This window comes from Rhodococcus sp. C26F (assembly GCF_053345925.1).
In genome coordinates this window covers 63,941-87,574 of record NZ_JBKFBA010000017.1, presented here as the reverse complement: position 1 = coordinate 87,574, position 23,634 = coordinate 63,941, and the positions used below count along the sequence as shown (strand labels likewise).

The following is a 23,634-nucleotide window of genomic DNA, read 5'->3' as shown; positions in this document are numbered from 1 at the left end:
CGCGGCGACCTCCGAGATGCGCCGCGACCCGCTGACGGGGGAGTGGGTCACCTTCGCGGCCCACCGCATGGACCGCACCTTCCTGCCGTCGGCCGTCGACTGCCCGCTGTGCCCGAGCAGGGCCGACGCGTGTACCGAGATCCCGGCCGACGACTACGACGTCGTCGTGTTCGAGAACCGTTTCCCGTCGCTCGGGGCGCCGTCGGCCGGTGAGGATCTCGTCGACGACGAAGGTCTGTGGCCGCGACGACCGGCGACCGGCCGCTGCGAGGTCGTCGCGTTCACCCCCGACCACGACGCCCGGTTCGCCGACCTCTCCGTGCCGCGGGCGCGCACCGTCATCGATGCGCTCGCCGCCCGCGCCACCGCGCTGTCGCAGCGACCGGATGTCGAGCAGGTCTTCTGCTTCGAGAATCGCGGCGTGGAAATCGGTGTGACACTGCAACATCCACACGGGCAGATCTACGCCTACCCGTTCGTCCCACCGCGCTCACGCGCCCTGCTCGACCGCGCCCGTGAGCATCGGCAGCGGACCGGCAGGTCGCTGCAGGGCGACATCCTCGACGCCGAACGACGCGCGGGCACCCGACTGGTGGTCTCCGGCGACGCGTGGTCGGCCTATGTCCCCGCCGCGGCACGCTGGCCCGTCGAGGTGCACCTCGTCCCGCACCGCGACATCCCGGATCTCGCCGCCCTCGACGAACACGAACGCGACGAACTCGCCGCCGTCCAGCGCGACCTGCTCGGCCGCGTCGACCGGTTCTTCCCCGGCGTCGAGCGCGCCCCCTACATCGCCGCCTGGCACCAGGCGCCGGTCGGTGCACCCCGCGGGGACGTGCGGCTGTTCTGCCAGATCTTCTCGTTGCGGCGGGCCCCGGACAAGCTGAAATATCTCGCAGGGTCCGAATCCGCGATGGGCGCGTGGATCAGCGACACCACCCCCGAACGGATCGCCGAACGCCTGCGTGAGGTGGCGCCATGACGCTCGCAGAGACCGCCCGCGCACTGTTCGCGGCCGAGTTCGGCACCGAACCCGAGGGCTGCTGGTGCGCTCCCGGGCGCGTCAATCTCATCGGCGAGCACGTCGACTACGCCGAGGGTCTGTGCTTGCCGATGGCGATCCCGCAGGTCACCGTCGTCGCGGTGCGTCGGCGCTCCGATCATGTACTGCGCGTGCGCAGTTCCGGTTTCGACGGCGTCGACCTCGATCTGCGCGACCGGCACGTCGACGGCTGGGCCGCCTACGTCGCCGGCGTGATCTGGACGCTCGACCCGCCGGGATTCACCGGTGCGGACATCGCGGTCGCGTCGGACGTGCCCGTCGGAGCGGGACTCTCGTCGTCCGCGGCGCTCGAGACGTCGGTCGCGGTGGCGCTCGCCGACCTGTGCGGGTTGCCCCTCGGCGACGACGGCCGTGATCGACTCGCCGCGGCGTGCGTGCGCGCGGAGAACGATTACGCCGGTGCCCCCACCGGTGGGCTCGACCAGCGGATCGCCCTCCACGCACGTCCGGGCCACGCGCTGCTCCTCGACTTCGCCGATGGCAGCAGCGAGCACATCCCGTTCGACGCGGAAGCCCGCGGGCTGACCGTGCTGGTCGTCGACACCGGGACCGGACACGAGCTCGCCGACGGACAGTACGGACAGCGTCGCCGTGAGGTCGAGGACGCCACCCGGTTCCTCGGCGTGGAGAGCTTGCGCGACGCCTCGTCGGCGGACCTGATCGACGATCCCGTCCTGCGTCGCCGCGCCCGGCACGTGATCGACGAGATCGCCCGCGTTCAGGAGGCTGCGGAGTTGTTGCGGGCAGGGCGGATCCGGGATCTCGGACCATTGCTCGATGCGTCGCACCGCTCGTTGCGCGACGACTTCGAGGTCAGCTGCCTCGAACTCGACACCGCCGTCGACGCGGCCGTCGCTGCCGGTGCACTCGGTGCCCGGATGGTGGGCGGCGGTTTCGGCGGGTCGGCGATCGCGCTGTGCGAGGACAACCGCGTGGACTCGGTGCGGAAGGCCGTCGCCGACGCCGCTGTGCAGCGCGACCTGCCGGCGCCGACCTTCCTGCGCGCCACGGCGTCCGGCGGTGCGCGCCGCTGCTGAAGCTTGCGGGATGATCGATGCAGCCGGGTACTGTGCGCGCATGGGTTGGTTCAGTCGCAAGAGGTGGGGCGTCGAGCACGCGGTGTTCGCGGCGGCGTCGGCCGCCACCGTCGTCGGGGGAGTATCGGGGAACGAGAAGCTGCAGCAGATCGCCAAACCGCTCATCGCACCGGCGCTCGCCGTGCGGGTGCTGCGCCGCTCCCGCGACACCGATCGCGCCGACACCGCCCTGCTGGTCGCGGGTCTCGCGGCCGCCACCCTCGGCGACATCGCCATGATCCGTTCCGACGAGGACCGCCGGATCCTGAGCGGTGCAGCCTGTTTCGGCGTCATGCAGACCGCCTACTCGAGCATCCTCGTCCGGCGCGGTGCGCGGGTGTCGAAGCCGGTCGCGGTGCAGCGTGCCGGTGCCCTGGCCGGTGCGGCCGGTCTGCTCGCCGCCCGCAACCGCTCGGTGGCCGCGCCGCTGACCGGATACGGCGCCCTGCTCGCCACCACTGCGATCCTTGCCGGAGACCCTGCCCTCGCACCCGGTGCGCGAGTGCGCGCGGGGCTGGCCGTGCCGGGTGCCGACAGGCGCAGTTGGCTCGGTCTCGGCGGCCTGATCTTCACGCTGTCCGACGGATCGATCGTGGTGCGCCGCACCCTGTTGAAGGACGAGAAGATGCGCGCGGCAGCGGAAGGGTTCGTGCTCGCAACCTACGCCGTGGCCCAGCTGCTGCTCGTGGAAGGGCTCCTCGCTCTCACGAGCCGGGACAGTCAGGGATAGAGGACGATCCGGTCGCGGTCGAGCGGGTCCACCCAGATGCTCACGATCTCCCCGGGCGCGTAGCGCTGCAGGTTGCGACGGTCGACCTCGTAGACGACCGTGCCGCGATAGGACTCCGAGCCGGGCACCGTGAGCTCAAGATCGAGCCGGGTCAGCTGACCGGTCGAGGTCAGATCGAGTGGGGTCGCGGAACGGATGGTCGCCCATCCCTCGTAACCCTCGCGTTCGATACGGCGCATGACCTTCGAGCGGCGACCCGCGAGCGCCATCGACAGACCGAGCACGGTGCCGTACAGGCAGACGAGGAAGACCACCTGGAAGCCCTCGGTGCCGGGTTCGGAGATCGGCAGGAACAGGTGCATCCACAACGCGAGAACGACGACATATCCCACGGTGACGAACGCGACAGTGGCAACGATACGACGATTCACAGCTCCTCCGATCCCAGCCTATCCCCGCTGTGCGCCGTCGGCTCCCGCCCGTGATTAGGGTGATGCCATGTCTGCTCCCAGCGTGGTGATCACCGGAGCCGCCGCCGGTATCGGCCGCTCCACAGCCCTGCTCTTCGCCCGTCACGGTTACCGCGTCGGCGCCTTCGACATCGACACCGCGGGGCTCGCGAGCCTCGCCGAGGAGGGCGCCTCGGTCACCGCGGGGCAGATCGTCACCGGTGCCCTCGACGTCACCGACACCTCCGCGTGGACCCGCGTACTCGAGGAGTTCTGCACCGACGGCCGGCTCGACGTCCTCGTCAACAACGCCGGGCTGCTGTCGTCCGGGCCGTTCGAGGACACCCCGGCGAGCCGGCACCGGCAGCTCGTCGACGTCAACGTCACCGGTGTCGTCCTCGGCTGCCACGCGGCCTTCCCGTATCTCCGCGACACCCCCGGCGCGCACATCGTGAACATGTGCTCGGCGTCGGCGCTCTACGGACAGCCCGAGCTCGCCACCTACAGCGCCACCAAGTTCGCGGTGCGCGGCCTGACCGAAGCACTCGAACTCGAGTGGGCCCGCCATGACATCAAGGTGCAGGCGTTGTGGCCGCTGTTCGTCGACACGAACATGGTCCACGGGATGGACATCGGCTCGCGACGCTCCCTGGGCGTGAACCTCGGCGCCGACGACGTCGCCCGCGCGGTGTTCGACGCGACCCGCCGCACCCGGCGCTCGGGACGGGTGCATCGGCCCGTGGGCCGGCAGGCGACCGTGCTCGCCACGCTCGCCCAGGTGTCGCCCGGATGGATGAATCGCCTGGTCAACCGGCGCCTGACCGGCCACTGACGCCGCTCGATAGAGTGACACCCGCACGTCGTCGGGAAGGGTGTTGCGTGAGAATTCGGATGTGGCCGGTCGCAATCGTCGCGGGTGCGGCACTGTTCGTCGCAGGATGCGGAGGCTCCGCGGACGGGCCGGAGGCCGACTCCGGAGCGACGTCGACGACGACCTCCGCGGCTGCCTCGACGACCCCGTCCACGACGGTCGCTGCGAGCACCACCGAGGAGGCGACCCCGTCGACGACCGAACCGGCTCCCGAGCCGGAGACCTCCCCGGAGGAACCGGCTCCGCTCGCGCAGGTCGAGTACCAGCGCAACGAGTCGTACTACTTCAGCAGCCCCGACGGCACCTTCGAATGCGGCATCGTCCGGCTGCCCACCCGCACCGAGGCGGGCTGCGAAGGACCGACCGATCCGATCCCGCCGCGCCCCGAGGACTGCATGGTCAACTGGGGACTCGGCATCCGCGTGCAGGACTCCGGCGAAGGCGAGTTCGTGTGCTCGGGCGGACCGGTCTACCTCTCGCCCGACGGGGCGAGCCCCGTCCTGCCGCCGGGATCGTCGCTGTCGCAGCTCGGCTACACGTGCGCCACCACCGCAGCCGATGTGACCTGCACCAACGACGCCACCGGCCACGGTTTCCGCGTCGCAGCAGGTTCGAACGAGACGTTCTGACGGTGACCGACACGCATTCCGAACCGGCCGTCGAGGACGTGGCGGGCCCCACCGAATGGGGTGAGCACCCGCACGGCGTCGGACCGTGGATCGAGGAGTTCGGCACCGAGCCGCCCACCGACCCGCGCTACGACCCCGAGCTGCTCGCCCACGGCGACCGGCGCAACGTCGTCGACGCCTACCGCTACTGGACCCGCGAGGCGATCGTCGCGGACATCGACCGTCGCCGGCACCCGCTGCACGTCGCCATCGAGAACTTCGCCCACGACGCGAACATCGGGACGGTCGTCCGCACCGCCAACGCGTTCGCCGTGGGCACCGTGCACATCGTCGGGCGACGCCGATGGAATCGGCGCGGAGCGATGGTCACCGACCGCTACCAGCACCTGCTCCACCACTCGGATGTCGACGCGCTCGTCGCGTGGGCGGCCGAACAGGACCTCGAGATCGTCGCGGTGGACAACACCCCCGGCTCGGTCCGGTTGGAGACGGCGACCCTGCCGCGCCGCTGCCTGCTGCTGTTCGGGCAGGAGGGTCCCGGCGTCACCGAAGCGGCCCGCAACGTCGCCTCGATGACGGTCTCCATCGCCCAGTTCGGCTCCACGCGGTCCATCAACGCGGGTGTCGCCGCGGGGATCGCGATGCACGCGTGGATCCGGCAGCACGCCGATTTCTCGGACGCCTGGTAACACCTGCCCCGCATTCCGGGATGAAAGTCGCGCGGACCGTCGTCGGGGCGGCCGCCGGTCGGGCAGTGTGGAGGGTGATGAACACCGCAGCAGGACAGCATTCGGACGGAGTCGAGGCCGCCCGGTGGTCGGAGCGGGCCGACGCCGCGGAGGGTGCGATCGTGTCGCGGCACATCCGTCGTCTCTGGGCCCTGCCCGGCACCGCGCTCGGGGTGGTCGGATGGCCCGCCGTCCGACGTGAGCGGCTGTTCCTCTCCTGGCACTACTGGTGGCAGGCGCACCTGATCGACACCGCCGTCGACGCCGCCGAGCGCGACGCGACCCCGCGCCGCCGGCGCCGTGTCGTGCGGCTCGCACGCACCCACCGCATCCGCAACCTCACCGGCTGGACCAACAACTACTACGACGACATGGCGTGGCTCGGCCTGTCGCTCGAACGGGCCGAACGGCATCTCTACGTCGACCACCGCGGCGCGATCGCGACCCTCGTCGACGAGCTCGTCGACGCCTGGCAACCCGAGAGCGGCGGCGGCATCCCGTGGCGCCGGCGGGACACCTTCTTCAACGCCCCCGCGAACGGTCCGGCGGCGCTGCTGCTCGCCCGCACCGGCAAGGTCTACCGCGCCGAGGAGATGGCCGACTGGATCCACGACGTGCTGCTCGACCCTGAGACGGGTCTCGTCCTGGACGGCATCCGTGATGGCGTGCACGAACGCGCGATCTACAGCTACTGCCAGGGGGTGACGCTCGGCCTCGAGACCGAACTCGCCCTGCAACTCGACGACCCCCGGCATCGCCGCAGGGTCCACGCGCTCGTCGCCGCGGTCGACGATCACCTCACCGAGCGCAGCGTCGTCACCGGCGGGGGAGGCGGCGACGGGGGACTGTTCAACGGGATCCTGGCCCGCTACCTCGCGATGGTCGCCACGACACTGCCCGTCGTCGACGGCGACGACATCCGCGCCCGCAACGTCGCGGCACGGATCGTGCTGGCGTCGGCGGAGGCCGCCTGGGAGAACCGGCTGCAGGTCGAGGAGCTGCCGGTCTTCGGCCGCGACTGGTCGCGGCAGGCGCGGCTGCCCGGCCTGGGCACCTCGGTCGCGCGGTTCGCGGGCGGCACCGTCCGCGAGTCGGCCGTCGCCGAACGTGACATGTCGGTGCAGCTCGGCGGGTGGATGCTCATGGAAGCGGCCTACGCTGTCGCGGCCTCGCGGTCCTGAAACGGAAGAAGGTGGATTCCGACCCGTTCGTTCGACGGGCGGAATCCACCTTCTGTGGTGCGAGGTCCGTTCCTACTTGCTCTCGATGCGGTTGATCGGCATCGTCGCGGCCTCGGCCTCGGCCTCGGCCTCGGCCTCGGCGGCCGGCGCCTCACCGTTCTCGGCCGCACGACGCGAGTTGAGCACGCGCTTGCCGACCTCCGTGATGATCGGGATCACCGAGACGAACACGATGCCCAGGAAGATGATGTCGATGTTGTCGGCGATGAAGCTGATCTGTCCCAGCAGGTAGCCGAGCAGCGTCACGCCGGCGCCCCACACGATGCCGCCGATGATGTTGTAGGTGATGAACACGCGGTAGGGCATCTTCGCGGCGCCCGCGACGAGCGGGGCGTAGGTGCGCACGATCGGCACGAAACGTGCCAGGAAGATCATCGCGGGTCCGTGGCGCAGGAAGAAGCGGTGCGCTTCGTCGATGTAGGCCTGCTTGAAGAGCTTCGAGTCCGGCTTGAACAGCCTGGTTCCGCCCTTCGCGCCGATGAGATAGCCGACCTGGTCGCCGAGGACCGCCGCGATCGGGATCGTCACCATCAGCACCCACAACGGGGCGAACGGTTCGACCTCCGCCGACTTGGCCGCGGCGATCAGGCCCGCGGTGAACAGCAGCGAGTCGCCGGGCAGCAGCGGGAACAGCAGACCGGATTCGATGAACACCACGAGCAGCAACCCGATGAGCATCCAGGTACCGAACGAATTGAGTAGATTGACAGGATCCAGAAACCCCGGTAGCAGGGCCAGATTGGTCACGGACTCCGAGGCTTCGAGCACAGTCACGCGATCCAGGGTACCGGCGGCGTCCACCTCTCCCCGAATCCCGACACCCACCCGGGACGGCCCGAGTATCGAACGGACGTGTCACTTGACATACTGCAAGGACAACCGGGCACCCACCACATCCCGGTGGGGTGCCGATCGACTCTCATCTGGAGGACAGCCGCTGTGCCTATCGCGACTCCCGAGGTCTACGCCGAGATGATCGCCCGCGCGAAGGAGCACTCCTTCGCGTTCCCGGCGATCAACTGCACGTCGTCCGAAACGATCAACGCCGCCATCAAAGGCTTTGCGGACGCCGGCAGCGACGGCATCATCCAGTTCTCGACCGGTGGCGCCGAGTTCGGCTCGGGTCTGGGTGTGAAGGACATGGTCACCGGTGCCGTGGCACTCGCCGAGTTCGCCCACGTCGTCGCCGAGAAGTACGACGTGACGATCGCTCTGCACACCGACCACTGCCCGAAGGACAAGCTCGACGGCTTCGTCCGCCCGCTCATCGCGATCTCGCAGGAGCGCGTGAACAACGGACAGAACCCGCTGTTCCAGTCGCACATGTGGGACGGCTCGGCCATCCCGATCGACGAGAACCTCGAGATCGCGCAGGAACTCCTCGCTGCCGCCAAGGCCGCGAAGATCATCCTCGAGATCGAGATCGGCGTCGTCGGCGGTGAAGAGGACGGCGTCGAGAACGCCATCAACGACAAGCTCTACACCACGGTCGAGGACTTCGAGAAGACCGTCGACGCGCTCGGCGCCGACAAGGGCCAGTATCTGCTCGCCGCGACCTTCGGCAACGTCCACGGCGTCTACAAGCCGGGCAACGTCAAGCTCAAGCCGTCCGTCCTCGCAGAGGGCCAGGCCGCCGCGTCGAAGAAGCTGGGTCTGCCCGAGGGTTCGAAGCCGTTCGACCTCGTCTTCCACGGCGGTTCGGGCTCGCTGAAGTCGGAGATCGACGAGGCGCTGAGCTACGGCGTCGTGAAGATGAACGTCGACACCGACACGCAGTACGCATTCACCCGCCCGATCGCGGCACACATGTTCACCAATTACGACGGTGTGCTCAAGATCGACGGCGAGGTCGGCAACAAGAAGACCTACGACCCGCGCAGCTACCTCAAGAAGGCCGAGGCGTCCATGACGCAGCGTGTCATCGAGGCCTGCAACGACCTCAAGTCGGCGGGACGCTCGGTCTCGGCCGAGTAAGGCCCCACCGATACCCGAAGGGCGCCGACNTCGGCGCCCTTCGTCGTCCCTACGGTGTGCAGAAATCGTCGCGACACGCCGAGGGCGACCGACGACTTCTGCGCACTCGTGGTCGCTGTCGTCCCGTTATTCGCTGCAGACCTTCCACTGCTCACCGTCGAGCGTGAGGTCGAAGGTGCGGTCGGTGACATCGCCGGGATCGTTTACCGTGTGCGCGGTGACCTGCGCGATGGCGGTGCCCTCGGTGATCTGGATGCGATCGACGCTCGTCACCACCGGGATCTCGCCCTGTTCGACGGCGAGCCGGTGGATGTCGCGGAAGTTCTCCGGATCGACCGTCTCGTAGAAGTCGGAGAGCGCTCCGCAGGTCGACTCCCGCAGAGTCGCCAGGTCGCCCGATTCGAGTGCTCCGACGAAGGTGTCGATGCTCGCGCGGATCCGGCTCTCGGGGGAGTTGTCGGCGCGGTCCTTCAGGAACACGATCACCCCGGCCGCGACGATCGCCACGACCACCAGCACGGCCGCTGCTCCGGCAGCGATCAGCCAACGACCGCGGCTCTTGTCGCGGGCCGGCGGGATGCGCGTGGGCGTGGGCTGGACGGCGACGCGGACGGGCTCGGGCTGAACCGTCGGTTCCTCACCGCGCGGAGCGATGCGCTGCGGCGGCGCCTTCGGCACGTGGCTGCGGACCGGGATCTGCACCGTGGGCGCATTGGCGGAGGTGACATCGGGCGCGGGCTCGGATTCGGGGGTCGGGCGGGACTCGACGGTCGCGGGTTCGACGACGGGAAGCGCCACGGTCTCGTCCGTGGTGACGCTCTCGTCTGCAGCCTGTTCCGGCTCATCGCTGCTCGCGTCCTCACCCGAGGACGCCGCATCGGTGGTCGGCTCCTCCGGTTCCTCGGAGACCTGCTCGGGTTCCTCGGAGACCTGCTCAGCCGGCTCGAGGTCGGGTTCGTTCTCCGTACTCTCGTCCGGTGTCTCGACAGGAGGGGTCGTCGAAGTCTGCTCGGGTGACTCTTCGTTCTTCGGGTCCGACAACGTGCTGCACCTCGCTCGACGGCCTGCGGTTACCCGGGGACTCTATCGAGCCTTCGCCACGGAAGGGCACAATGACCCCATGACGTCTTTCGGTGATCTTCTCGGACCGCAGCCCACCCTTCTCCCCGGCGACGACGACGCGGAGTCGGCCCTGCTGAACAACGAGGACCCGGCGAAGGTCGCAGCCGACCATCCCACCGCCTCGATCGCATGGGCGTACCTCGCCGAGGCCGCACTCGACAGTGGCGAGACGATCCAGGCCTACGCCTACGCACGCACCGGATATCACCGCGGCCTCGACCAGCTGCGCCGCAACGGCTGGAAGGGTTTCGGTCCCGTGCCCTACAGTCACGAACCCAACCGCGGTTTCCTGCGTTGCGTCGCCGTGCTGGCCCGGGCAGCCCGAACCATCGGTGAGTCGGACGAGCACGCCCGCTGCCTGGACCTGCTCGAGGACTGCGACCCGCGAGCAGCGGAAGAACTCGGCGTCGAATAGACGCCCCGTACATGTCTGTGTCGAACAGACTGTCCGCGGCGACCCGGCGTCGACCCACCCGTCAGGGAGCTCGTAAACGCCTGACCGACTCGTTCGAACGGCTGCGCTCATCGGCGCTGCCGATCGTGCAGTGCGCGCTGGCGGCGGGCCTGGCGTGGTGGGTCGCGAAGGATCTGGTCGGGCACCAACAGCCCTTCTTCGCCCCCATCGCGGCAGTCGTCTCCCTCGGGCTCGGTCTCGGCGCCCGGTTGCGGCGTTCCGTCGAACTCGTCTGCGGTGTGACCGTCGGGATCGGCGTGGGCGACCTGCTCGTCTCGCTGATCGGCAGCGGACCGTGGCAGATCGCGCTCGTCGTGACCATCGCGATGAGTACGGCGGTCGCGTTGAACAGCGGCCCGATCTTCGCGATGCAGGCCGGGAACTCCGCGGTGCTCGTGGCGACGCTGCTGCCACCCGGTGGCACCGGTGGGCCCGATCGGATGGTCGACGCCCTGGTCGGTGGTCTCACGGGCATCGCGGTCGTCGCGATGATCCCGACTCATCCGGTGCGGCGTGCCCGGCGCAACGCCGCCGAGATCCTCGCCACGGCGAGCGAGGTCCTGAGGAAGGTCGAGACCGGGCTCGTCGAGAACAACCCGAAACCGATCGAGGACGCCCTCAAGCAGGCGCGGGCCACCCAGCCCGCGATCGACTCGATGCGCACCCACCTCAAGGGCGGTCGGGAGATCAGCCGGATCTCGCCGCTCTACTGGAACAGCCGGGGCCGGCTCGCGGTACTGACCTCCGCGGCCGATCCCATCGACCACGCGATGCGCAACATCCGGGTGCTCGCGCGCCGGTCGCTGACCCTCGTCCGCGACGACGAGATCCTCGATCCGCGGCTCGTGCAGCGGTTCGTCGAGGTGGCCGATGCGGTGGACGTGCTCCGCGAGATGGTTCTCGCGGAGCCGGGGGAGCAGCCCGACCAGGCCGAGGCTGCACGTGTGCTGCGCAGCATCGCCAAGAAGATGGATCCCGAACTCATCGCCGGGGCAGGAGTGTCGGCGACGGTGGTGTTCGCGCAGATGAGATCGCTGATCGTCGACCTGCTGCAGACCGCCGGACTCAAGCGGATCACCGCGATCGCGACCCTTCCTCCTACCGTCGAACATCCGGCCTACGACCCGGACGAATAAGCCCTCCGAGCCCGCCGGGCACGTAGCCGTTGAAACATATGCGCATTCGTGCATACGATGGCCCGAGGTTCGGAGAGGGAGTTCGATGGGTTCGGGTCACGGGCACTCACACGGCGTCGGCCGCGGTCACGGTCAGGACGCCGGTCCCACGCGCGCCGTCATCCGGCGCATGGCCTTCGCGCTGGGCATCCTCGGAGCGTTCTTCGTATTGGAGGCGCTCGTCGGTCTCCTGATCGGCTCTCTCGCCCTGCTCGCCGACGCGGGCCACATGCTCACCGACGTCGTCGGGGTGTCCATGGGCATGGTTGCCCTCATCCTCGCCCGACGTGGGAGCAGCGCGGCGTCGCGCACCTTCGGCTGGCACCGCGCCGAGGTCCTCACCGCGATGGTCAACGCGGTGCTGCTGCTCGGCGTCGCCGGCTGGGTGTTCTACGAGGCGATCGACCGCATCGGCGACGCCCCCGAACTTCCCGGCCTGCCCATGATCGTCACCGCCCTCGCGGGACTGGCCGCCAACATCGTCGTGATGCTCATGCTGCGGGCCGACGCGAAGGACAGCATCGCGGTGCGCGGCGCCTACATGGAGGTGCTCGCCGACGCCGTCGGATCCGTCGGCGTCCTCATCGCGGGCGCACTCGTCATGATCTTCGGCTGGAGCCTGGCCGACGTCGTCGTCGGTGTGCTCATCTCCCTGTGGGTCGTGCCGCGCGCCCTGCGACTGGCCGCCGAGTCGCTGCGCATCCTCACCCAGACCTCGCCGGCGCATCTCGACGTCGACCTGCTGCGCACCGACCTGCTCGCGCTGCCCGGCGTGTGCGGCGTGCACGACCTGCACGTGTGGACGCTGACCACCGGCATGGACGTCGCGACCGTGCATCTCGTCAGCGACCACGACCCGCAGTGGATCCTCGACTCGGCGCGCACCGCGCTGTCGTCGCACGGGCTCGAGCACGCCACCGTCCAGGTGGAGTCGACAGTCGACGGCAAGCAGTGCGAGAAGGACGTCACCTGGTAGCTCACCGCGCGAATCGGTTCGGCCGCAACGTCCACCGACCCGGCCCGCCGTAGAGCCGGACGACGTCCAGCGGTCCCACGTCGACCCTCCGGAACGACGCCGCCGGAGCGTCGAGAGCGCACACCGTCGCCGCTCGCACGACCGCCGGGTGTGTCACCACCCCGACCCGTTCGTAGCCGTCGTCCTGTGCCGCCAGCCAGGTGCCGACCCGGCGGATGAGGTCCTCGACGGACTCGCCGCCGTGCGGTGCCGAAGCCGGCTCGGTCAGCCACATCGCCAGCTCGCTCTCGGGCACGTCGCCCATCGCCACCCCGCACCACCTGCCGTAGTCGAGCTCGCGCAGAGCGGAGTCGATCTCGGCGGGGACACCGAAGGTGTGGAGCGTGTCGACCGCGCGTCGCTCCGGTGCGCACACCCACCGGTCGACGATCGGCACCGCGGCACGTCCGAGTTCGCGGCGGCCTCGTTCGGAGATCGGCTCGTCGCACGGAAATCGGGCCTGTTCCGTCGCACGCGTGGAAGCGTGTGCGACGAAGAACAATCGGGTCACGGCAGATACGTCCTCTCCGCTTGACATCGCAGACCGCGCGGTGCGAAGGTGCGTCGGTAAAGATGTGCCGAGGTGTAGGCAATCCGGTGGGAAACCGGAGCGGTCGCGCCACTGTAACCGGAGATGTCGAAATCTCCGGAAGCCAGAAAACTCCCGCGGCACATGACGGAATCGAATGGGACGCGAAATCCCAGGAGGATTGTCATGGCTGTTGTCCATACCCCCGACGAGTCGTTCGGCTCCGCCGCACTCGCAGTCGCTCTCGCCGCAGTGATCGTCGCGGCATTTCTCGTTCTCTACCTGGTCGGTTTCGATCAGGGCGCGATCTCGCGCACCGGCATGTTCATGCACGAACTGATGCACGACGGCCGGCACCTCCTCGGTCTTCCGTGCCATTGAGAACGGGGACCCCGATGCCCGGAACCTACCTCCACCTGCTGCTGCGGGGCCTGCTCGCCGGACTCGTCGCGGGTCTGCTCGCCGGCGGTGTCGCCTTCGTCGTCGGCGAACCCCACATCGAATCGGCGATCGCACTCGAAGAAGCTGCCGGCGAAGCGCATTCGCACGACCACGCTGCGACCACCGGGGAATCCCACGGTCACAGTCACGGCGAGGATGCGCTCGTCGACCGTACCGGTCAGAAGGCCGGATTGTTCCTCGCGACGACCCTCGCCGGTCTCGCACTGGGCGCCCTCTACGCGTCGGTGCTGCACTTCGCGCGTCGCCTCACCGACATGCCGGGCTGGAAGCTCGGATTGTTCGGGGCGGCCGGAGCGTGGCTCGCCGTCGAGGCCGTCCCGTTCGTGAAGTATCCGGCGAATCCGCCGGCCGTCGGTGATCCCGACACGATCGATCAACGCACCCTGCTGTGGCTCGCCTCGGTCGTTCTCGGACTCGTCGCGATCGCCGTGGCCGTCGCGGTGGCGAAGGCGCTGGCCGCCCAGGATCTGCACACCGTCCGCATCGCAGGCCCAGCGGTCGCCTTCCTCGTCGTGGTGGGTCTCGGATATCTCGCCTTGCCGAGAATCGACGAGGTGGGGGAGGGCTTCCCCGCGACGCTGCTGTGGGAGTTCCGGGCCGCGTCGTTCACCGTGCAGCTCACCCTGTGGGCGGTGCTCGGTGTGGTCTTCGCCTACCTCACCGAACGCGCGTCCCGTCGCGTGACGATCCCGGCCTGACGACATGGGTTCGGGTCTGCTCGTCGCCGGAACGACCTCGGATGCAGGGAAATCCGTGGTCGTCACCGGGATCTGCCGATCCTTGGCGCGGCGCGGCCTGAAGGTCGCGCCGTTCAAGGCGCAGAACATGTCGAACAACTCGATGGTGACGAGCGAGGGCGCGGAGATCGGGCGCGCCCAGTGGATCCAGGCAGTGGCCGCCCGTGCGATCCCCGAGGCCGTGATGAACCCGGTGCTGCTCAAGCCCGGCAACGACCGGCGCAGCCATGTCGTGGTTCTCGGGCGGCCGGCCGGAGCGCTGGAGGCGGGTGAGTTCGCCGGTGGACGACAGCATCTCGCCGACGCGGCATTCGGCGCCTTCGACGACCTCCGTTGCAGATTCGACGTGGTGGTGTGCGAAGGTGCCGGGAGCGCGGCCGAGATCAATCTGCGCGACCACGACTACGTGAACATGGGTCTGGCGCAACATGGTTCGATGCCGACCGTCGTGGTCGGCGACATCGACCGCGGTGGTGTGTTCGCCTCGATGTACGGGACGCTGGCCCTGCTCGACGCCGCGGATCAGCAGTTGATCCGCGGCTTCGTGATCAACAAGTTCCGCGGCGACGTCTCGCTCCTGAAGCCCGGACTCGACTCGCTCGAACGGCTCACCGGCCGCCCGGTGCTCGGCGTGCTGCCGTGGCAACGCGACCTGTGGCTCGACTCGGAGGATTCACTCGCCCTCACCTCCCGTCCCGCACACGACGGTGACGGCGCTCTGAGCATCGCCGTCGTGATGCTGCCGCGGGTCAGCAACTTCACCGATGTCGACGCGTTGTGCCTCGAACCGGACGTGCGGGTCCGCTTCGTCGACGACCCGCGAGCGCTCGCCGGCGCCGACGTCGTGATCGTGCCCGGAACACGCGCGACCCTCGCGGATCTCGCGTGGCTGCGCTCGCGAGGACTCGACACCGCGATCGTCGACCACGCCCGCCGAGGTGGACCGGTCCTCGGTATCTGCGGCGGCTTCCAGATGCTCGGCACGCGCATCGACGACCCGCACGGCGTCGAGGGTGTGCCCGGCGCAAGCGCGGCGGGTCTCGGGTTGCTCCCGGCTCGAACCGAGTTCGGACACGAGAAGGTCCTCCGATTGCCGAGGGGGTCGGCGTTGGATGCGGCTGCCTCCGGATACGAGATCCATCACGGACGCGTCACCGTCGACGGTGGCACCGAATTCCTCGGTGGCACCCGAGAGGGTTCGGTGTTCGGCACCATGTGGCACGGCGCCCTCGAAGGGGACGCGGTGCGCCGGGCGTGGTTACGCGAGGTCGCTGCGGTGGTGGGCCGCGAGATCCGCACCGGGGAAGTGAGTTTCCCGGCTGCACGCGAGGTCCGCATCGAGGCGCTCGCGGACCTCGTCGACGAACATCTCGACATGGAAGCTCTGCTCGCCATGCTCTCCGACGAGCGAACCCTTCCCGTGCTGAGGGGAACCCTCCGGTGACGGTCCTCATCCTCGGTGGGACGGGGGAAGCCCGTTCCCTCGCCGTGGCATTGGACGGAACGGACATCGCGTTCGAATCCTCCCTGGCAGGCCGGGTCCGCAATCCCCGCCTGCCCGTCGGTCCGGTGCGCATCGGAGGGTTCGGTGGCGCAGACGGTCTCGCCCGGTACCTGATCGAGCGCGATATCCGAGCCGTCGTCGACGCCACCCATCCGTTCGCCGCGGGCATCAGCGCGAACGCCGCGACGGCATGCACCACCGCGCACGTGCCGCTGGTGCGCCTGCAACGGCCAGGCTGGCAGGACGAACACGGCCGGTGGACGTGGGTCGACGACCACGACGGCGCCGCGCACGTCGCTGCGACCGGCCGGAGGATCTTCCTCAGCACCGGACGGCAGACGCTCGACCGCTTCGTCGGGCCGCTCGCCGCGCACGACGTGCTCGTCCGCGTCGTCGATCCACTGACGACCGAACTGCCACCGAGCTGGTCGGTGCTGCTCGGACGCGGCCCCTACACACCGAGTGACGAACGGAAGCTGCTGCTCGACAACGGGATCGACACCCTCGTCACGAAGGATTCGGGTGGTTCGCTCACCCGCGGCAAACTCGACGCCGCCGACGAACTGGGCGTGCGCGTGATCGTCATACGCCGCCCGCCCACACCTCGCGGTGTCGCCACGGTGGAGACCGTGACGGCAGCGCGGGAATGGGTCCTCCGGGTCGCGGAGGTCAGACCTGCGGACCTTCGGAACGCAGATCGTCGACCTTCTTCATCGCTTCGCGCAGTTCCCGGAGCCACTGCTCCGAGTGCTGCCCCACGAGCCTGACGGTCCACTTCAGTGCGTCCGAACGGGACCGCGCGACACCTGCGTCGACGAGGGTGTCGAGCACCTTCCGTTCGGGTTGGCGCAGTCGCGTCATGACCGGGACGGCGAGGTGGGTGAACAGGTCGGTCCGGTCGCCGACCTTCACGCCCCAGGCCACCTTGCGGCCGTAGCGGGCCTCGGCCTCGTCGGCGATGCGCATCCGGTCGGCGCGCGTGGTCTCGCGGAATCGAGCGATGCGTCCGTCGATCTCGGTGTCGCTCGTGCCGTCGGGTACCCCGAGGGGGCCGACGACGAAGATTTCCTCTCTGTCGATCTCGATGTCGGGCGGTCCGGTGAACCAGTCGTCGGGGAGCCTGCCGGCGAACCACTCGGCGGCATCGCTCGCGTCGGGGACGTCTGCCTGTTGCCAGCCGCCCGGTCGTCCGAATCCGTGGATGTGTGAATGTCGCATGACGTCCTCCTCGGGACGCGACCCGGTGCGTGTCGCACCGATCGACCTGTGCGTGTTGCACTGATTACAGTGTTGCACTGCAAGCGTGTTGTGCGCCACTGTCGAGCGGCGAACGGTGCGGTCAGCGACCGTTCCGGGGAGTCAGAACTCCGGAGGTGACCGGAGGGGCGCTGCGCAGGGGAGCGGTGGAGAGCACGACGGGTAACCACACCGCGGTGGATGCCATCACCGCGCCCCAGCACAGATACAGGCCCACATGCGGTGCGTGAGAGGTGTGGGCGACCATCCCGGCCTGCGACCAGACGGCGAACAGTCCCACCATCGACGCCGCGCCCGAACCGAGCATCGCGATCGTCGCGGCACCCCACCGGCGGCGGAGCAATGCGACGAGCGGTACGAGGATGCCGAACACCACCACGAAGACGTCGAAGACACGGAGGGGAAGGGTTGCGGCCTCGGAGTCCCAGCGCAGAAGGGTCGTCAGGGACGTCACCGAAGTGGCCTGGGGAAGCAGCAGACCCACGACCAGCAGGGCGACGCACCCGGCCAGGATCCGGACCCGCGAGCGGCCGACGATCACCTCACCGGCGACGCGGTGTTCGATCCGATCGAGATCGTGACGGAATTCCGCCAGGTCGTCCATGGTGCACCCCCGGAGCGCGGCGACGCTTCGGTCCCAGTATGCGACGCGGGTCACATCGGCGCGCGGGTTCGGGAAAGCAGTTTCGGGCAGGCGCGATCGGGCATGCTCCAGGACGTGAGCCGATACGACGCGTACATCTTCGACGTGCAGGGCACGCTGATGGACTTCTACACCCCGGTCACCCGGGCGGTGGCCGATGCGCTCGGACCCGACGCCGATCCGGCGACCGTAGGTGACCTGGTGCGGGCCTGGAGGAGTGACTACTACGAGCGCATCCTCCGTCTCGACCAGTCGGTGGAGAAGTGGTATCGCGTGCAGGACTCCTACGTCGACGGGCTCGGCGACGTGTGCGAGCAGTTCGGGATCGACCTTCCCGAGGACGTGCGCATCGAGACGGCGCGGGCCTGGCAGCGCCTCGAGGCATGGCCGGACGTGCGGCCCGGGCTCGAGGAACTCCGCTCGCAGGCGGTGGTGTCGACGCTGTCGAACACGGACATGGCCACGATGATCACGCTCTTCCGAGACCAGCAACTCGAGGCCGACGCCATCCTCACGGCCGAACTGTTCGGCGCCTTCAAGCCCGAGCGGTTCCTGTACGAACGCACCTGTCGCTATCTCGGGGTCGATCCGTCCCGGGCCGCGATGGCCGCGTCGCATCCCTACGATCTGCGGGCCGCCCGCGAGGTCGGCCTGAACACCGTCTTCGTGTACCGGCCGCTCGAGAACGGCCGCGTCGAGGACGCGGTCGACGACACCGAGGGCGAGTTCGACCATCGCATCGAGGACCTGCGGGACATGCCGTGACAGGTATCTGTCGGCACTCGCTGGAAAAGTGCCGATCATGGCCGAGAACAAGACCCAGCCCACCGATCGTCCGGTGTCGGAGTTCCTCGACGCCGTCGACCATCCGGTACGCCGCGCCGACGGATGGGCACTGCACGACCTGATGTACGACGTCACGAGGCAGCCGGCGGTGATGTGGGGACCGTCGATGGTCGGTTTCGGCCGGTACCACTACCGATACGCCAGCGGACGCGAAGGCGACGCCCTCGCCGTCGGCTTCTCGCCCCGCAAGACGAACCTCGCCCTGTACGGGCTGACGATCGCGCCCGGCGCCGAAGAGTTCCTCGCGACCCTCGGTCCGCACAAACGCGGTGCCGCGTGCCTGTACGTCACGAAGTTGTCGGCCGTGGACACCGACGTGTTGTCGGAACTGGTGCGCATGGGCTACCACCACATGACCACGGTCGAACACACCGCCTGAGGCGGCCGGACCGATCGGGCCCGTCTGTCGGTCGAGTACCGCGTCAGTCGAGCACGAGGTGCCGGGCGGCGATTACCGCGTCCTTCCCGGAGTTCACACCGAGCTTCCGGTACAGCGACCGCAATTGCGTCTTCACCGTGTTCACGCTGACGAATTCGACCTTCGCGATGGTGCGTGCCGAGCGACCCGCGATCAATCCGTCGAGGACCGCGCGTTCGCGCGGCGTCAGTCGCACGACCGGTTTCGACTTCGGATAGGTGGCGGTGTCGAGTGCCGTCGGTTCCGCGGCGGTCGGCAGGGTGACTCCCAGCGAGCCGAGATGACGGGCCATCAGCGGCGAGACCATGGTGAACGGTCGTAACAACCCCGTCTGCTGCGACAGTGTGATCGCCCGGTCGAGATGCGGACGGGCATCGGTGTCACGTCCGAGCGCGCACGCGGCAGCGGCGCCGAGCACGGCCAGTTCCATCGCCTGGCGGGGCGTGCAGTTCGGATCGGTCCTGTAGTGGTGCACGAGCGCTTCGCTGCCGGCCGGATCGCCCGTCAGCAGACGCATGCGGGCATGGACGGGTGCGGTGAACAGGTGGGTGGAGTCGGCGACGAGATTCCGCGCCCGGTCGAAATCGCCCAGCGCCAGTTCGAGATCGGCGCGTATCGCGTTCACGAGTACCGCGTTGTACCCGGCGTGGAGTTCCGGGTGCTTCCGGATCTCGGCCTTGATGCGCCGCAGCCCGTCCATCGGAGTATGGGTGAGCAGCGCGAGAGAGCCCTGTGCGTAGAGGGCGAGTGCCCACAGCTCGTTCGGAGCCGTGGAGGCTTCGATGTCGACGAGGATGTCGAGCGCGACGTCGGATTCGAGTCGGTCGATCGCGAGCAGTGCCGCCGCGATCTGCTCGGCGGTGTGCGCGAGTCGTGCGTTGTCGCGGTGGTGCCGACGAGGCGACCGATCGGTGGAGAGCGCCGCGCGTGCCTCCGGCCCTTCTCCGCGTAGGGCGTGCATGAGTCCGAGTACGGCAGCGGCGTCGTCGACGACGGGCGTCCCGGCTCCGGCGGCACGGGCGCGGCGCAGCATCCCCATCGCCTCGTGCGGACGCACTGCGAAGAAGTAGGTCAGGCCGGCCTGGAAACAGAAGGCGGCGTCGGAGACGACCGTCTCGGGCGTCCCCGACGAGGACACCGCTCTCGACGCGAGCTCGTCGCAGATCGACGCCGCCTCGGTGAACCGTCCTTCCCTCCGCAGGGCGACGACCTGCCCGAGCTGCGCAGCGCCGTTCGATCCGCGGTCGAGGCTCCCCGGCACCACGAGGTAGGTCCTCGTCGGTTCTGCCGGCAGGTCGGCCACGGCCCGTCGCAACAACGACCGGCGGACGGCGTCCGGGTACACCCGGGCCGAGTTCCCGGGCACGGGTTCGACCAGGCCGAGGGATTCGAGGGTGGTGACGAACGTCGGGGCGTCCACGCCCGACTCTGCGAGGGACGCACAGGTCAGCGAGTCGGTCATCGCCGACATCAGGACCGGTCGGAGCAGGTGTGCGAGGAGCGGTTCGTTCTTGATCGTCCGCGCTGTCACCGAGTCGGTCACCGCGTCCACGATGCGGTCGAGGTGCTCGAGCTCCGTCACGTCGGGGATCGGAGCGGGGGACAGGGCTGCGGGGAGACGGCCGATCACGGCCGGTAGCCCTCCGGTGCGGTGAACGATCCGCTCCACGACCCACCGCTCCTGTGGAACACCGGCATCACGCAGGTAGGCAGCTGTTTCGTCGACGGTGAAGGCGAAGTCGTCGGAGGTGAGGATCCTCGTGTCGGAGCGCATGTCCGCACCGACGGAACTCGTGGTGCGGGTCGCGGCGACGATGCGCAGGGTCGGATCGTCGGCGAGCAGAGTGCCGATGCCCTCGGCGACGTCCTCGTCGAGTCGTGCGCCGTCGAGGACGAGGGTGACGGGTGTGTCCACGGTCGAGAGGGTGGTGCGGAGGGCGTCGAATCCCCGGCTCGTGCGCGAGGCTTCGGTGTCGATGCAACGGCGTACGGAATCGAATATCCGGGTCCAATAACGGTCGGCGGCAGAATCTGCCGTGGACGGACCGACGTACGCAATGACGCGACGGGGTTCGGGATCGGTCATGAGCCATGTCCGCAGAAGTGTCGTCTTCCCCGAGAAACGGTGGCCGCGAAGGATCACCAGACGTGGGGCACCGGACAATTCCGAGAACAGGCGACCGCGACAGTAAGGAAAAATCTCGCCACCTCCACGTCGGCTTCCCCCTGCTCAACGGTTCCTTATTTCCTTTTTCGATTCACGAATCGCACGAACAGTAACCGGAATTATGTTTTCGGGCAGAACGAACACGGATTCACCCCGGAATTTCACCCTCGGCCGGAATTCCCGTCGTGGCGGGGAAATATCGGGGAGGTTATCGACGGACGAGGGCGACCGCGATGGCGGTCGCCACGGCTCCGAGTCCGACCTTGGAGGCGAGTCGCGCGGTACGGCCGATATCTTCCGGGGCCGGCGCGGGTCCGTCGCCGAGCGTGCCGCGATCCTCGACCACACCGTGATAGACGTTCGTGCCGCCGAGCCGGATCCCGAGAGCACCGGCGAACGCCGCTTCGACCGGACCGGCATTCGGACTCGGATGCTGACGGGCGTCCCGGCGCCACGCCCGGACCGCGCCCCGGCCGTCGTCACCGAGTGCGACAGCCAGCAGGGCGGTGAGGCGAGCGGGGGCGAGATTGAGCAGGTCGTCGAACCGGGCCGAGGCCCAGCCGAACCGTTCGAGCCGCGGCGTGCGGTGACCGACGCGCGCGTCCAGGGTGTTCGCGGCGCGGTACCCTAGCAGGCCGGCCGGACCGAGGACCGCACCCCACCACAGCGGGGCGACGACGGCGTCGGAGGTGTTCTCGGCGACCGACTCGATCGTGGCGCGCGCGATCCCGTTCTCGTCGAGGCGAGACGGGTCGCGGCCCACCAGGTGGGTCACCTGTTGCCGCGCCGCGGCGAGATCGCCGTCGCGGAGTTGGGCGCCGATCGTCCGGGCCTCGAATCCGAGGGAGCGGCCGCCGAGCACGGTCCAGGTGGTCAGCGCCGTGACCGCCACCGCCAGCACCGGACGACCGCGGGTCGCGCGGTCGGCGACGTATCCCAGCGCTCCGGCAGAGCCGACCAGCAGCGAGGTGAACACCACCCCGGCAACGCGGTGGTCGGCATACAGCCGGCCCTCGGCGGCGCGCGCCAACTTCCCGAAGCCGCTCACGGGATGCCACCGCTGCGGGTCGCCGACGAGTTGGTCGGCGGCGTAGCCGAGCGCCAGTCCGAGTGCCCTGTGCTTCACAGGATCGTTCTCCACGCCTCGACGAGCGTTGCCGTGGTCGCCGCGTCGCGCACCGCGATCCGTACCCAGTCGTCACCGAGGCCGGGGAAGGTGTCGCCGCGACGCAGCGCGAAGCCCTTCTCCCGCAATCTCTCCCGCGTTCCCTCTGGCGTTTCCGCCAGCACGAACGGGGCCGTCGCGGGGGAAACCATGTGGATTCCGAATCCGGTGAGGGCGTCGACGAGAACCTCCCTGTCGCCGGCGATCTCCTGTGCGATCACCTCGGTCTCGCGTACTGCGTCACCGGATGCGCACGCGATCATCGCGGCCGCTGCGGGAGTGGACACCGACCAGGGTGGTTGCTGCGCGGCGAGATCCGCGAGCACTGCGGCGTCGCCGACCACGTATCCGGCGCGCAGGCCCGGGATCGCCCACGTCTTGGTGAGCGACCGCAGCACCACGAGTCCCGGAACGAGGTGTCCCGTCAACGATTCGGTTTCGCCGGGAACGGCGTCCATGAACGCCTCGTCGACCACGACCACCCGTCCCGGTCGGGCCAGTGCCAGGAGCGTGTCGGCCGGGTGCAGGACCGAGGTGGGATTCGTCGGATTGCCGACGATCACCAGGTCGGCATCCTCCGGGACCGCACCCGGATCGAGGACGAACCCGTCGTCGCGGCGCAACACGACCCGCGTGACACGATGTCCGGCGGCCAACAGTGCGGCCTCGGGTTCGGTGAACTGCGGGTGCACCACCACCGGCTTCCGCCACGCCCGTGCCCGAGCGATCAATGTGAACGCCTCGGCACCTCCGGCGGTCGGGAGGACCTCGTCGACGCCGCGGCCGTGACGATCGGCGAGGGCGGCGCGTGCATCGCTCGGGTCGGGATACCGGGCGAGATCGTCCAGCGATGCACGCAGGGCGTCGTCGAGCCATGCCGGTCGCGGTCGGCGCGAGACGTTGACGGCGAGGTCGACCAGCCCCTCGGTCGCGTCGCGGTCGCCGTGATGGTGCAGGTCGGGTTCGGGTGTTCGACGACGCGCAGGTGCCGAGGTGGGTTCGGGAGCGGGCTCCGCCGACCGTGCGGCGTCTGCGAAACGTCGTGCGAGATCGGGATGTCCGGCCCAGTGCGTGTGCAGGTACGACGCGTGCACGCTCGCGGTGGCGATGCCGTCCGGCCGGCCGTCGAGCAGCCACGCGGAAGACGAGCCGGAATCGATCACGGTGCGGTGGAATTCGTGACCGGTGACGCGGGTGCCGGCGGGGGCGAGCAGGGTGTCCTGCGGTGCGATCGCGGTGCGGTAACCGAGGGTCAGGCGCGGGGTCATCCGTGCCACCGTGTCGAGGGCGCCGACCATCTCGTGCCCGTCGACCTCGCGCCCCAGATAGAGCAGACCGGCGCACTCGGCGACGGTCGGAACTCCCGCCGCGATCGCCGC

Annotated in this window: 26 protein-coding genes and 1 riboswitch; of the genes, 17 read left to right on the top strand and 9 right to left on the bottom strand. The window is 69.1% G+C overall.

Features of this window, described 5'->3' with window-relative positions; all coding sequences use genetic code 11:
• The 3 genes from galT to ACLBYD_RS17845 form a co-directional block, all read left to right on the top strand.
• Window positions 1-982: galactose-1-phosphate uridylyltransferase (gene galT, locus ACLBYD_RS17855; RefSeq protein WP_447817485.1), on the top strand; the 982-nt coding region annotated here is incomplete at its 5' end.
• A complete protein-coding gene (gene galK, locus ACLBYD_RS17850; protein WP_447817484.1) occupies window positions 979-2,100 on the top strand; it encodes a galactokinase in 1,122 nt (373 codons plus the stop codon). The genes galT and galK, both read left to right, overlap by 4 nt.
• Window positions 2,101-2,140: 40 nt before the next feature.
• Complete coding sequence (locus ACLBYD_RS17845) at window positions 2,141-2,869, top strand: lysoplasmalogenase family protein (protein ID WP_447817483.1); 729 nt, start codon at window positions 2,141-2,143, stop codon at window positions 2,867-2,869.
• Here ACLBYD_RS17845 and ACLBYD_RS17840 read toward each other — a convergent pair.
• Window positions 2,860-3,300 carry a hypothetical protein gene (locus ACLBYD_RS17840; protein WP_447817482.1) on the bottom strand — a complete coding sequence of 147 codons (441 nt, stop codon included), beginning with the start codon at window positions 3,298-3,300 and terminating at the stop codon, window positions 2,860-2,862. The genes ACLBYD_RS17845 and ACLBYD_RS17840 overlap by 10 nt on opposite strands.
• A 67-nt stretch (window positions 3,301-3,367) precedes the next feature.
• On the opposite strand from ACLBYD_RS17840, the gene ACLBYD_RS17835 reads away from it, so the two are divergent.
• From ACLBYD_RS17835 to ACLBYD_RS17820, 4 genes are all read left to right on the top strand, one after another.
• A complete protein-coding gene (locus tag ACLBYD_RS17835; RefSeq protein ID WP_447817481.1) occupies window positions 3,368-4,150 on the top strand; it encodes an SDR family oxidoreductase in 783 nt (260 codons plus the stop codon).
• Between the two features lie 59 nt (window positions 4,151-4,209).
• Window positions 4,210-4,818, top strand: a complete 609-nt coding sequence (locus ACLBYD_RS17830; protein WP_447817506.1) for a hypothetical protein — start codon at window positions 4,210-4,212, stop codon at window positions 4,816-4,818.
• A 2-nt stretch (window positions 4,819-4,820) separates the two neighbouring features.
• On the top strand, window positions 4,821-5,507 hold the full coding sequence (locus tag ACLBYD_RS17825; RefSeq protein ID WP_019291047.1) for a TrmH family RNA methyltransferase: 687 nt from the start codon (window positions 4,821-4,823) through the stop codon (window positions 5,505-5,507).
• Window positions 5,508-5,584: 77 nt separating this feature from the next.
• Window positions 5,585-6,727: a glycoside hydrolase family 76 protein gene (locus ACLBYD_RS17820; protein ID WP_447817480.1), complete on the top strand. Its 1,143-nt coding sequence runs from the start codon at window positions 5,585-5,587 to the stop codon at window positions 6,725-6,727.
• A gap of 72 nt (window positions 6,728-6,799) precedes the next feature.
• Here the strand turns inward: ACLBYD_RS17820 and ACLBYD_RS17815 are convergent, their stop codons facing one another.
• A complete protein-coding gene (locus tag ACLBYD_RS17815) occupies window positions 6,800-7,588 on the bottom strand; it encodes a VTT domain-containing protein (protein WP_447817479.1) in 789 nt (262 codons plus the stop codon).
• Between the two features lie 138 nt (window positions 7,589-7,726).
• Here ACLBYD_RS17815 and fbaA point away from each other — a divergent pair, with 138 nt between their 5' ends.
• The gene (gene fbaA / locus ACLBYD_RS17810; RefSeq protein WP_447817478.1) at window positions 7,727-8,761 is read left to right on the top strand and encodes a class II fructose-bisphosphate aldolase; all 1,035 of its coding nucleotides are present in this window, start codon (window positions 7,727-7,729) and stop codon (window positions 8,759-8,761) included.
• A gap of 126 nt (window positions 8,762-8,887) precedes the next feature.
• Here the strand turns inward: fbaA and ACLBYD_RS17805 are convergent, their stop codons facing one another.
• Entirely contained in the window at window positions 8,888-9,802 is a 915-nt protein-coding gene (locus ACLBYD_RS17805) for an Rv0361 family membrane protein (protein WP_447817477.1), read from the bottom strand.
• Between the two features lie 79 nt (window positions 9,803-9,881).
• Between ACLBYD_RS17805 and ACLBYD_RS17800 the strand changes: the two genes are divergently transcribed.
• The 3 genes from ACLBYD_RS17800 to ACLBYD_RS17790 all read left to right on the top strand — a co-directional run bounded on the left by ACLBYD_RS17800 (window position 9,882) and on the right by ACLBYD_RS17790 (window position 12,488).
• Window positions 9,882-10,298, top strand: coding sequence for a DUF3151 domain-containing protein (locus tag ACLBYD_RS17800; protein WP_006552986.1), 417 nt, complete (start codon window positions 9,882-9,884; stop codon window positions 10,296-10,298).
• Window positions 10,299-10,309: 11 nt separating this feature from the next.
• The gene (locus ACLBYD_RS17795; protein ID WP_447817476.1) at window positions 10,310-11,473 is read left to right on the top strand and encodes an FUSC family protein; all 1,164 of its coding nucleotides are present in this window, start codon (window positions 10,310-10,312) and stop codon (window positions 11,471-11,473) included.
• Window positions 11,474-11,558: 85 nt separating this feature from the next.
• Window positions 11,559-12,488, top strand: coding sequence for a cation diffusion facilitator family transporter (locus ACLBYD_RS17790; protein WP_447817475.1), 930 nt, complete (start codon window positions 11,559-11,561; stop codon window positions 12,486-12,488).
• A 1-nt stretch (window position 12,489) separates the two neighbouring features.
• On the opposite strand, the gene ACLBYD_RS17785 is transcribed toward ACLBYD_RS17790, so the two are convergent.
• Window positions 12,490-13,038 carry a histidine phosphatase family protein gene (locus ACLBYD_RS17785; protein ID WP_447817474.1) on the bottom strand — a complete coding sequence of 183 codons (549 nt, stop codon included), beginning with the start codon at window positions 13,036-13,038 and terminating at the stop codon, window positions 12,490-12,492.
• 53 nt (window positions 13,039-13,091) lie between these two features.
• A riboswitch (cobalamin riboswitch) is annotated at window positions 13,092-13,210 on the top strand.
• 32 nt (window positions 13,211-13,242) lie between these two features.
• On the opposite strand from ACLBYD_RS17785, the gene ACLBYD_RS17780 reads away from it, so the two are divergent.
• The 4 genes from ACLBYD_RS17780 to ACLBYD_RS17765 are packed head-to-tail and all read left to right on the top strand — an operon-like array spanning window position 13,243 to window position 16,526.
• The gene (locus tag ACLBYD_RS17780) at window positions 13,243-13,437 is read left to right on the top strand and encodes a CbtB-domain containing protein (protein ID WP_271037591.1); all 195 of its coding nucleotides are present in this window, start codon (window positions 13,243-13,245) and stop codon (window positions 13,435-13,437) included.
• A gap of 14 nt (window positions 13,438-13,451) precedes the next feature.
• A complete protein-coding gene (locus ACLBYD_RS17775) occupies window positions 13,452-14,216 on the top strand; it encodes a CbtA family protein (protein WP_447817473.1) in 765 nt (254 codons plus the stop codon).
• A gap of 4 nt (window positions 14,217-14,220) precedes the next feature.
• The gene (locus ACLBYD_RS17770) at window positions 14,221-15,699 is read left to right on the top strand and encodes a cobyric acid synthase (RefSeq protein WP_447817472.1); all 1,479 of its coding nucleotides are present in this window, start codon (window positions 14,221-14,223) and stop codon (window positions 15,697-15,699) included.
• A complete protein-coding gene (locus ACLBYD_RS17765; protein ID WP_447817471.1) occupies window positions 15,696-16,526 on the top strand; it encodes a cobalt-precorrin-6A reductase in 831 nt (276 codons plus the stop codon). The genes ACLBYD_RS17770 and ACLBYD_RS17765 overlap by 4 nt, the downstream gene beginning before the upstream one ends.
• On the opposite strand, the gene ACLBYD_RS17760 is transcribed toward ACLBYD_RS17765, so the two are convergent.
• Together ACLBYD_RS17760 and ACLBYD_RS17755 are read right to left on the bottom strand one after the other, a co-directional pair.
• On the bottom strand, window positions 16,429-16,977 hold the full coding sequence (locus ACLBYD_RS17760) for a hypothetical protein (protein ID WP_159417637.1): 549 nt from the start codon (window positions 16,975-16,977) through the stop codon (window positions 16,429-16,431). The two genes, ACLBYD_RS17765 and ACLBYD_RS17760, sit on opposite strands and share 98 nt — an antisense overlap.
• A gap of 121 nt (window positions 16,978-17,098) precedes the next feature.
• Complete coding sequence (locus tag ACLBYD_RS17755) at window positions 17,099-17,620, bottom strand: Rv2732c family membrane protein (RefSeq protein ID WP_447817470.1); 522 nt, start codon at window positions 17,618-17,620, stop codon at window positions 17,099-17,101.
• 102 nt (window positions 17,621-17,722) lie between these two features.
• On the opposite strand from ACLBYD_RS17755, the gene ACLBYD_RS17750 reads away from it, so the two are divergent.
• Window positions 17,723-18,424: a haloacid dehalogenase type II gene (locus ACLBYD_RS17750; RefSeq protein ID WP_447817469.1), complete on the top strand. Its 702-nt coding sequence runs from the start codon at window positions 17,723-17,725 to the stop codon at window positions 18,422-18,424.
• A gap of 37 nt (window positions 18,425-18,461) precedes the next feature.
• A complete protein-coding gene (locus ACLBYD_RS17745; protein ID WP_447817467.1) occupies window positions 18,462-18,884 on the top strand; it encodes a DUF1801 domain-containing protein in 423 nt (140 codons plus the stop codon).
• Between the two features lie 43 nt (window positions 18,885-18,927).
• On the opposite strand, the gene ACLBYD_RS17740 is transcribed toward ACLBYD_RS17745, so the two are convergent.
• From ACLBYD_RS17740 to cobC, 3 genes are all read right to left on the bottom strand, one after another.
• On the bottom strand, window positions 18,928-21,009 hold the full coding sequence (locus tag ACLBYD_RS17740; protein ID WP_447817466.1) for a LuxR C-terminal-related transcriptional regulator: 2,082 nt from the start codon (window positions 21,007-21,009) through the stop codon (window positions 18,928-18,930).
• A gap of 289 nt (window positions 21,010-21,298) precedes the next feature.
• Window positions 21,299-22,216 carry a cobalamin biosynthesis protein gene (locus ACLBYD_RS17735; protein WP_447817465.1) on the bottom strand — a complete coding sequence of 306 codons (918 nt, stop codon included), beginning with the start codon at window positions 22,214-22,216 and terminating at the stop codon, window positions 21,299-21,301.
• The coding region (gene cobC / locus ACLBYD_RS17730; protein WP_447817464.1) for an Rv2231c family pyridoxal phosphate-dependent protein CobC at window positions 22,213-23,634 on the bottom strand (1,422 nt) is incomplete at its 5' end. The genes cobC and ACLBYD_RS17735, both read right to left, overlap by 4 nt.

Coding starts and splice junctions, on each gene's coding strand:
- ACLBYD_RS17835 (WP_447817481.1), top strand. CDS start 3,368: ATGTCTGCTCCCAGCGTGGTGATCACCGGAGCCGCCGCCGGTATCGGC.
- ACLBYD_RS17830 (WP_447817506.1), top strand. CDS start 4,210: ATGTGGCCGGTCGCAATCGTCGCGGGTGCGGCACTGTTCGTCGCAGGA.
- ACLBYD_RS17755 (WP_447817470.1), bottom strand. CDS start 17,620: ATGGACGACCTGGCGGAATTCCGTCACGATCTCGATCGGATCGAACAC.
- ACLBYD_RS17790 (WP_447817475.1), top strand. CDS start 11,559: ATGGGTTCGGGTCACGGGCACTCACACGGCGTCGGCCGCGGTCACGGT.
- ACLBYD_RS17750 (WP_447817469.1), top strand. CDS start 17,723: ATGCTCCAGGACGTGAGCCGATACGACGCGTACATCTTCGACGTGCAG.
- ACLBYD_RS17775 (WP_447817473.1), top strand. CDS start 13,452: ATGCCCGGAACCTACCTCCACCTGCTGCTGCGGGGCCTGCTCGCCGGA.
- ACLBYD_RS17745 (WP_447817467.1), top strand. CDS start 18,462: ATGGCCGAGAACAAGACCCAGCCCACCGATCGTCCGGTGTCGGAGTTC.
- ACLBYD_RS17820 (WP_447817480.1), top strand. CDS start 5,585: ATGAACACCGCAGCAGGACAGCATTCGGACGGAGTCGAGGCCGCCCGG.
- ACLBYD_RS17845 (WP_447817483.1), top strand. CDS start 2,141: ATGGGTTGGTTCAGTCGCAAGAGGTGGGGCGTCGAGCACGCGGTGTTC.
- galK (WP_447817484.1), top strand. CDS start 979: ATGACGCTCGCAGAGACCGCCCGCGCACTGTTCGCGGCCGAGTTCGGC.
- ACLBYD_RS17780 (WP_271037591.1), top strand. CDS start 13,243: ATGGCTGTTGTCCATACCCCCGACGAGTCGTTCGGCTCCGCCGCACTC.
- ACLBYD_RS17800 (WP_006552986.1), top strand. CDS start 9,882: ATGACGTCTTTCGGTGATCTTCTCGGACCGCAGCCCACCCTTCTCCCC.
- ACLBYD_RS17740 (WP_447817466.1), bottom strand. CDS start 21,009: ATGACCGATCCCGAACCCCGTCGCGTCATTGCGTACGTCGGTCCGTCC.
- ACLBYD_RS17795 (WP_447817476.1), top strand. CDS start 10,310: ATGTCTGTGTCGAACAGACTGTCCGCGGCGACCCGGCGTCGACCCACC.
- ACLBYD_RS17760 (WP_159417637.1), bottom strand. CDS start 16,977: ATGCGACATTCACACATCCACGGATTCGGACGACCGGGCGGCTGGCAA.
- ACLBYD_RS17770 (WP_447817472.1), top strand. CDS start 14,221: ATGGGTTCGGGTCTGCTCGTCGCCGGAACGACCTCGGATGCAGGGAAA.